Annotated in this window: 7 protein-coding genes; 3 read left to right on the top strand and 4 right to left on the bottom strand. The window is 69.6% G+C overall.

Annotated features, from left to right (window positions below):
* Window positions 1-75 precede the first annotated feature (75 nt).
* Genes NT132_RS14270 through NT132_RS14255 form a run of 4 tightly spaced genes read right to left on the bottom strand, consistent with a single transcriptional unit; the run spans window position 76 to window position 3,168 of the window.
* Window positions 76-480 carry a hypothetical protein gene (locus tag NT132_RS14270; RefSeq protein WP_090587768.1) on the bottom strand — a complete coding sequence of 135 codons (405 nt, stop codon included), beginning with the start codon at window positions 478-480 and terminating at the stop codon, window positions 76-78.
* Window positions 477-1,124 (bottom strand): DUF2637 domain-containing protein, encoded by a 648-nt coding sequence (locus NT132_RS14265; RefSeq protein WP_090587805.1) that lies wholly within the window; start codon window positions 1,122-1,124, stop codon window positions 477-479. Before NT132_RS14265 ends, NT132_RS14270 begins: the two co-directional genes overlap by 4 nt.
* 32 nt (window positions 1,125-1,156) lie before the next feature.
* The gene (locus NT132_RS14260; RefSeq protein ID WP_291039520.1) at window positions 1,157-2,089 is read right to left on the bottom strand and encodes a bifunctional DNA primase/polymerase; all 933 of its coding nucleotides are present in this window, start codon (window positions 2,087-2,089) and stop codon (window positions 1,157-1,159) included.
* Entirely contained in the window at window positions 2,089-3,168 is a 1,080-nt protein-coding gene (locus tag NT132_RS14255; protein WP_090587765.1) for an ImmA/IrrE family metallo-endopeptidase, read from the bottom strand. The genes NT132_RS14260 and NT132_RS14255 overlap by 1 nt, the downstream gene beginning before the upstream one ends.
* Window positions 3,169-3,541: 373 nt before the next feature.
* Between NT132_RS14255 and NT132_RS14250 the strand changes: the two genes are divergently transcribed.
* Genes NT132_RS14250 through NT132_RS14240 form a run of 3 tightly spaced genes read left to right on the top strand, consistent with a single transcriptional unit; the run spans window position 3,542 to window position 5,433 of the window.
* Complete coding sequence (locus NT132_RS14250; RefSeq protein WP_297790202.1) at window positions 3,542-3,901, top strand: hypothetical protein; 360 nt, start codon at window positions 3,542-3,544, stop codon at window positions 3,899-3,901.
* A gap of 60 nt (window positions 3,902-3,961) precedes the next feature.
* Window positions 3,962-4,426 carry a hypothetical protein gene (locus tag NT132_RS14245; protein ID WP_090587761.1) on the top strand — a complete coding sequence of 155 codons (465 nt, stop codon included), beginning with the start codon at window positions 3,962-3,964 and terminating at the stop codon, window positions 4,424-4,426.
* Complete coding sequence (locus NT132_RS14240; protein WP_297790199.1) at window positions 4,423-5,433, top strand: MAB_1171c family putative transporter; 1,011 nt, start codon at window positions 4,423-4,425, stop codon at window positions 5,431-5,433. The genes NT132_RS14245 and NT132_RS14240 overlap by 4 nt, the downstream gene beginning before the upstream one ends.
* The last annotated feature ends 76 nt before the right edge of the window (window positions 5,434-5,509 follow it).

The following is a 5,509-nucleotide window of genomic DNA, read 5'->3' as shown; positions in this document are numbered from 1 at the left end:
GCAGGCAGGTGCGCACTCGCTCCCACGAGTGCGTCCTGTAGCCGATGCTGTCGCAGCCATGACCCGTCACCACCGTCAACTCATCGAGACCCCGGAGCGGGAAACCTGCGACGCCGGTGTGCTGCTGCGCCCGAACGCTGAGATCGGCGGCAACCGCCGGGCGCGGTCCCCGAGACGACGAACGCCTGCACCGAGCGGGGTGCGGGTGCGGCGTGCGAGCTCGGCTTGGAAGTCGAGACCACGCCCGGCCGCGTGCGCGGAGTGCCGGGCGATCAGGTCGGTGGGGCGTACCCACTCCACGCCGCGCCCGCGAACGATCGCGTGCTGCTTGTCGTCGCGGGCGACCTGCGCGGCCTGCACCGCCTCCGGCGTGCTCGCCGGTTCGACTGGCTCGGGGCGCTCCCGCGGCTCCTCGAGGACCAGCCTCGCCGGATCGGGCCTTACCGAGTCGGTGTGCTGCGCGTTGTCGCTGGTGTTCATGGGGTCGTCTCCTCCCGCTCGTCGGCGGTGTCATTTGTGTCAGTCAGGTGTGCGACGGCGAACCAGCGGCCTACGGTCGAGGGATGCACATCGAGTTCGCGGGCGATCCGCTTGTTCGACCAGCCCGCCTCCCGCAGCTCCTGCCCCAGCGCCCGCCGATCCGCCACGCCCTCGTCGTGACGGGTCGGTTCGGTTTCGGCGGACGGCAGCGCAGGCATCGACTCCGCAGCAGCCGTCGAGAACGACGCGGCGGCGGTAGGTTCGGTGGCGGGGTCGGTGGCGCGGGTGAGGATCACGGTCAGGTGCGTAATGGCCAGCAGCACGACGGGCGGCACCGCGGCGACCGAGGCCGCGAGCATCCTGGGCACGTCAGCATCTGCGGCGACGACGGCGTGAATGGCGTTCGCCGTCACCGACACGATCGCGCCGCCGACCAGCAGCGCCCACGGATACCAGGCAGAGCGCTGCCCGGCGAGAGCGACGACGGCGACCGTGGCGACGACGATGATGCCGTCCACGATCAGCGGCCACGCCCACGCCTGCCCCGCACCGATCCCCGAGCGAGCGGCGAGATCGGCCAACGAGGTGAACGACAGCCAGAACGCCCCGGCGGCGATGAACACCGTCCCCGCGACCGCGGTCATCGCGGCCCAGCGCCGCCCGTCCGATTCACGCCTCACAGCCCCGCCCTCCCCAAGGCTGCGGAAGGTGGGCCTCCCGAGCGTTCGAACCACCGGCCCGCGCCTTGGGCCCGGTGGTCTGACGTGGCCTCGGATACGGGCTGGGTGGCTCGGTAGGCAGAGCGCACGGTCGTAGTGATCTCGCGATCGCCCAGACCCGCGGACTGTGCCGCAGCACCCAGGGCATCGAGCGCGTCGGCGGGCGAGACGCCGTTCTCGGCGAGGCGGCAGGCGGCCCAGAACAGGCCCCGGTTCCGCTCGCCCTCACCCCGCCCGGCGACCCACGCCGCCAGCCGCGTCCCATCCACGGCCATCGAAGTGCCCTCGGCGCGCGTTGAGGCGACGGGGCGCGGGTCGAGGAAGTCCCGCAGGCGGGTCGCGTCCACCGGGCCGACCGAGTGCGCGGCGATGTCGGCGACCTCGTAGCGGCGGACGTTGCCGTCGATGATTCGCCGGGAAGGCGAAGCGATGATGTAGCCGCCGTCGCCCCGGAAATCGACACCCGCAGTGGCTGCCTGCCACGACCGCTGCTCCCGGCCCGGTGTCGCCGGGAAGTACACGTGCGCGCCACCGGTGGGTGTGCGCACCAACAGACCCGCTCCATCGACGAGCCCCGCCTCGGAGGCGCGCTCGAATGCCGCGCGGCCATCGTGGGGGCCATGGACATCGACATCGACGACGACAACGCCCGATGCAGCGCCGGTCGGGATGCTGATGTTCGCGTTCGGTGTGCGCGACCACCAGGCCGCGACCTGTTCCGGGTCGCTGCTCGCATCGAGGAACCCACGACGGGTCAGCGGACGCTTCCCCTCGACGACGCACGGAAACACGGGCACGCCAGCCGCCGCGAGGCTCCGAGCCGCGAACGCCAGGCTTGGCGAGCGATCCACGCGAATGAGCGCCGCCAGGACATCGAATGCTTCGGGCATCACAGCCCCCGCCCTGCCAGAGCTGGCACCTGCGCAGCACGCGGACGATCGGTCTCCACCGCAGGCGCAGACGTGCGGGAGGTGCGCGGACTGGCGTTGTCGCGGTCGAGGCCGGGCGGGGTGCCGTCGCCGACCTGGAGCGTGTCGAGCTGGTCGAGGATCGCCAGCGCGGTCTTCCGCACCCGCTCGCCGGTGGCCTGCACCACCTGGACGGGCTCTTGGCCGTCCACGCGGACGGCCCAGGTCGAGACGTACGGGATCGTGTACCCGGCAGTGTCCATGCCGTGCGCCGCACCGACCATCAGAGCCACGGACTCGGCCTCGACCTCGCGGATGCCGCGATGCTGCCGCGCCTCCTCATCGTCGGGATCGTGCATCAGCACATGCGCCAGCTCGTGCGCGAGCGTCTTGACCTGCGCGGCAGGGTCCATGTTCTCCCGCACCGCGACCGTGCGCGCCTCGTAGTCGGTCATGCCGTTCGCGCCGGAGATCATCCCCTCGTGCGGCACCCGCAGCACCTCGAACCCCGCGCCGCGAACCTGCCCCGCCAGCCCTTCCCACAGCCCCGACGGAGCTTCACCTTCCAGCAGCGCCGGAGCGGGCGGGACCGGCAGCGGTTCGCCGTCGGTCTGGGACGCATCCCACACGTAGGCCGGTCGCGCTCCGACCATTCGCGAGCGCACCACTTCGCCGGCCTTCGGCTTCTCCCGTGGGCCGAGCCGCCGCCACGAACTCGCATCGGCAGGAGTCGCGGTGGCGAACCGGCCCGTCACGGGCGCGAAGATCATGTAGCCCGGCTGCCCTTTCATCACCTGCCGTCCCAGCCCCTGCCACTGCCGGTATCCGGCGACGAGGGTGGGGAAGGGTTCGGGCACGCGGCCTGCCTCGAACGCGGCCTCGTGCTGCACCCAGATCAGCATCGTGTTGTTGAATGACCGCGACCTGAACCGTGCTGCGAAGGCCAGCGCCTGCCGCCAGTCGTCACCGGAGACCAGCGACTCGACCGCGCCGGTCAGCTTCTCGTGCAGCTCGTCGAGCTTCGCCTCTCGCGCCGCGCGGGCGTCCTCGTTCGATGCCATGCTCCGGTCTCCTTTTCGGTGGGCCGCGGCGCGGTGGCGCGCGGCGGTACACCTGGCAGGTAGGCGCGAACACCCGTGTCCGGACTGTGAGCTGGACATCGTTCACCTCCTTGAGGCCGCCCGAGCCGAGACCGGGGCACCGGTATTGAGCATGCTCAAAGTGTCCCGGAGTCCTGTTCTAACACCGACCGTTGAGCATGCGCAACCCTTGATTTGTGCATGCTCAACAAGTACGGTTGAGCATGCACAACCACCCTCCGGGTGGCCCACATCGATGCCTTGCCCGTCGCGAAGGGAAGGGGGTCAGCCACCATGACCGAAGACGAGAGGCGAAGACCTCGCCAAACGTCTGCGGCTCCTGATGGATGTCGCTGTGGCCGAGTCCGGCACGGAGCCGACCTACTCGCAGATCGCCGGCTACCTCCAAGAGCGAGGCACCAACCTTTCGCGGTCGCGCTGGACGTACATGGTCAACGGCCACCGCTACGTCCAAGACCCCGCAGTCTTCGAGGGGCTCGCCGCGTTCTTCGACGTGGACGCGGCGTTCCTGCTCGGCGAGGACGGTGCCGCCACGCCCGAGAAGGTCTCAGCGCAGCTCGACCTGGTTCGGTCCATGCGTGCCGCGAAGGTGAAGTCCTATGCTGGCCGCACCCTCGGCGACATCTCGCCGAAAGCACTCCACGCCATCACCAAGTTCCTGGATGAGGAAATGGCACCAACGCCTGAGCACTGACAGGTGTCGCGCAGGGCGAAGCCGATACCGGTCGCTGCTCCCCACTGAGAGGGGCGAACCGTGAACATAGAACAGGCCGTATCGGCGGCCGTCGCGGGCCTTCAGCTCGGCAATACCTTCACCTTCGACGACCTCCTCCGCTCGGTCCAGGACCAGCGGCACCGCAGGCTCCGCGTCATCGAGCTCGCCGACCTCGACACGCACGACGGCCTCTGCGCGCTCTGGCTGGCCACTGATACGGACGACCTCGTGCTCCACGCCCGCACCGACTCGACACTGCACCGCCAACAGTTCGTCCTGCACGAGTTCGCGCACATGATCCTCGGCCACTGCGACGGAGCGGACTGCCCAGCCGTGGACATGCTGCTGCCCAACATCCCGCCCCGCACACGCGGACGCCTGCTCCGGCGGCAAGACCTCGACAGCGAAACCGAGATCGCCGCCGAGTCCCTTGCCGACCAGCTCGCCGCCGGCATCCGAGGATCGGTGTTCGCCGAATCGGCCTTCTCGGAGATATTCGGATGATCCAGACGCTCGTCGCGACGCTCATGTGGGCGCTCGTGGCGAGCCTGCTCATCTTCCGCCGCAAACGCACCGACCGAAGCATCACCTACGCCGCACTCACCATCGCCATCGCGATGACGCTGAACGTCGATGGAATCTACACGGCCGTCGATCCGCTCGTCGGCGGAACGAACCTCGCAACACTGCTCGCGGACGCGCTGCTGATGACCGGACTGTTCTTCCTCGGACGGGGCGTCATGAAGTCCGGCGAGTACAGGCCCACGCTCGTCCGCGTCGCCGTGAGCGCACCCGTGCTCGTGATCTCGCTCTCCGCGATCGCCGTGACGTTCGTGTTCATCGACCGCGGCCGTACGACCACGCAGTTCATGAGCGACCTCGGCGCTCAACCCGCGACGGCTGCCTACTCGATCATCACCTTCGTCTATGGCGGCATCGTCATCGCCGCGATGCTAACCCTCGCCGCCCGGCGATACCGGCACAGCGCCGGTGTCCAGCGCCTGCCCGCAGCGCTGCTGACGCTCGGGTCAGCTTTCGGCGTCGCCCTCTGCCTCGCTGTGATCGTCATGGACATCGCCCACGTCACCGGCCGACTCGGCCTCCTGCATGCCGTTCAGCCCGCCTACGGGCCGCTCTCGCTCCTGACGTTCCTATTCCTCTGCGCCGGGTTCGCCGCGCAACCCGCCGTCCGGCGCGCCCAGCACTACCTGCGCGACAAGCGCACAGCCGCCCTCGCGGCACAGCTGGAGTCACTCTGGAACCGAGCGACACAGGTGCGGCCCGGCCTGAGCCAAGCAGACCCGCTCGCCGCCAGCACGGAAGACCCCGAAGGGCGACTGCACCGAGAGATCGTCGAAATCCGCGACGCGATGATCGACCCCCGAGTCCCCTTCGACACCAGCCGAACCGAACGCACCCTGCTCGAACGCGCCGAGAGCCACCTCGTCCGAAACGACACCGCCGTCGCGACGACCTTGCCCATCCCGAACGTCGAGGAGCGGGAATCGTGATCGGCCGCATCGCCCTGAGCGCTGGAGTCGTTGCAGCCGCGGCTGCTGGGGCGGGGTACGCCATCGCGCGACGGCT

Origin of the sequence: Microbacterium sp. (genome assembly GCF_026393345.1) — a bacterium.
In the GTDB taxonomy this organism is placed as follows: domain Bacteria; phylum Actinomycetota; class Actinomycetes; order Actinomycetales; family Microbacteriaceae; genus Microbacterium.
The sequence above is the reverse complement of the archived record's forward strand: the minus strand, read 5'-3'. Positions and strand labels throughout refer to the sequence as shown.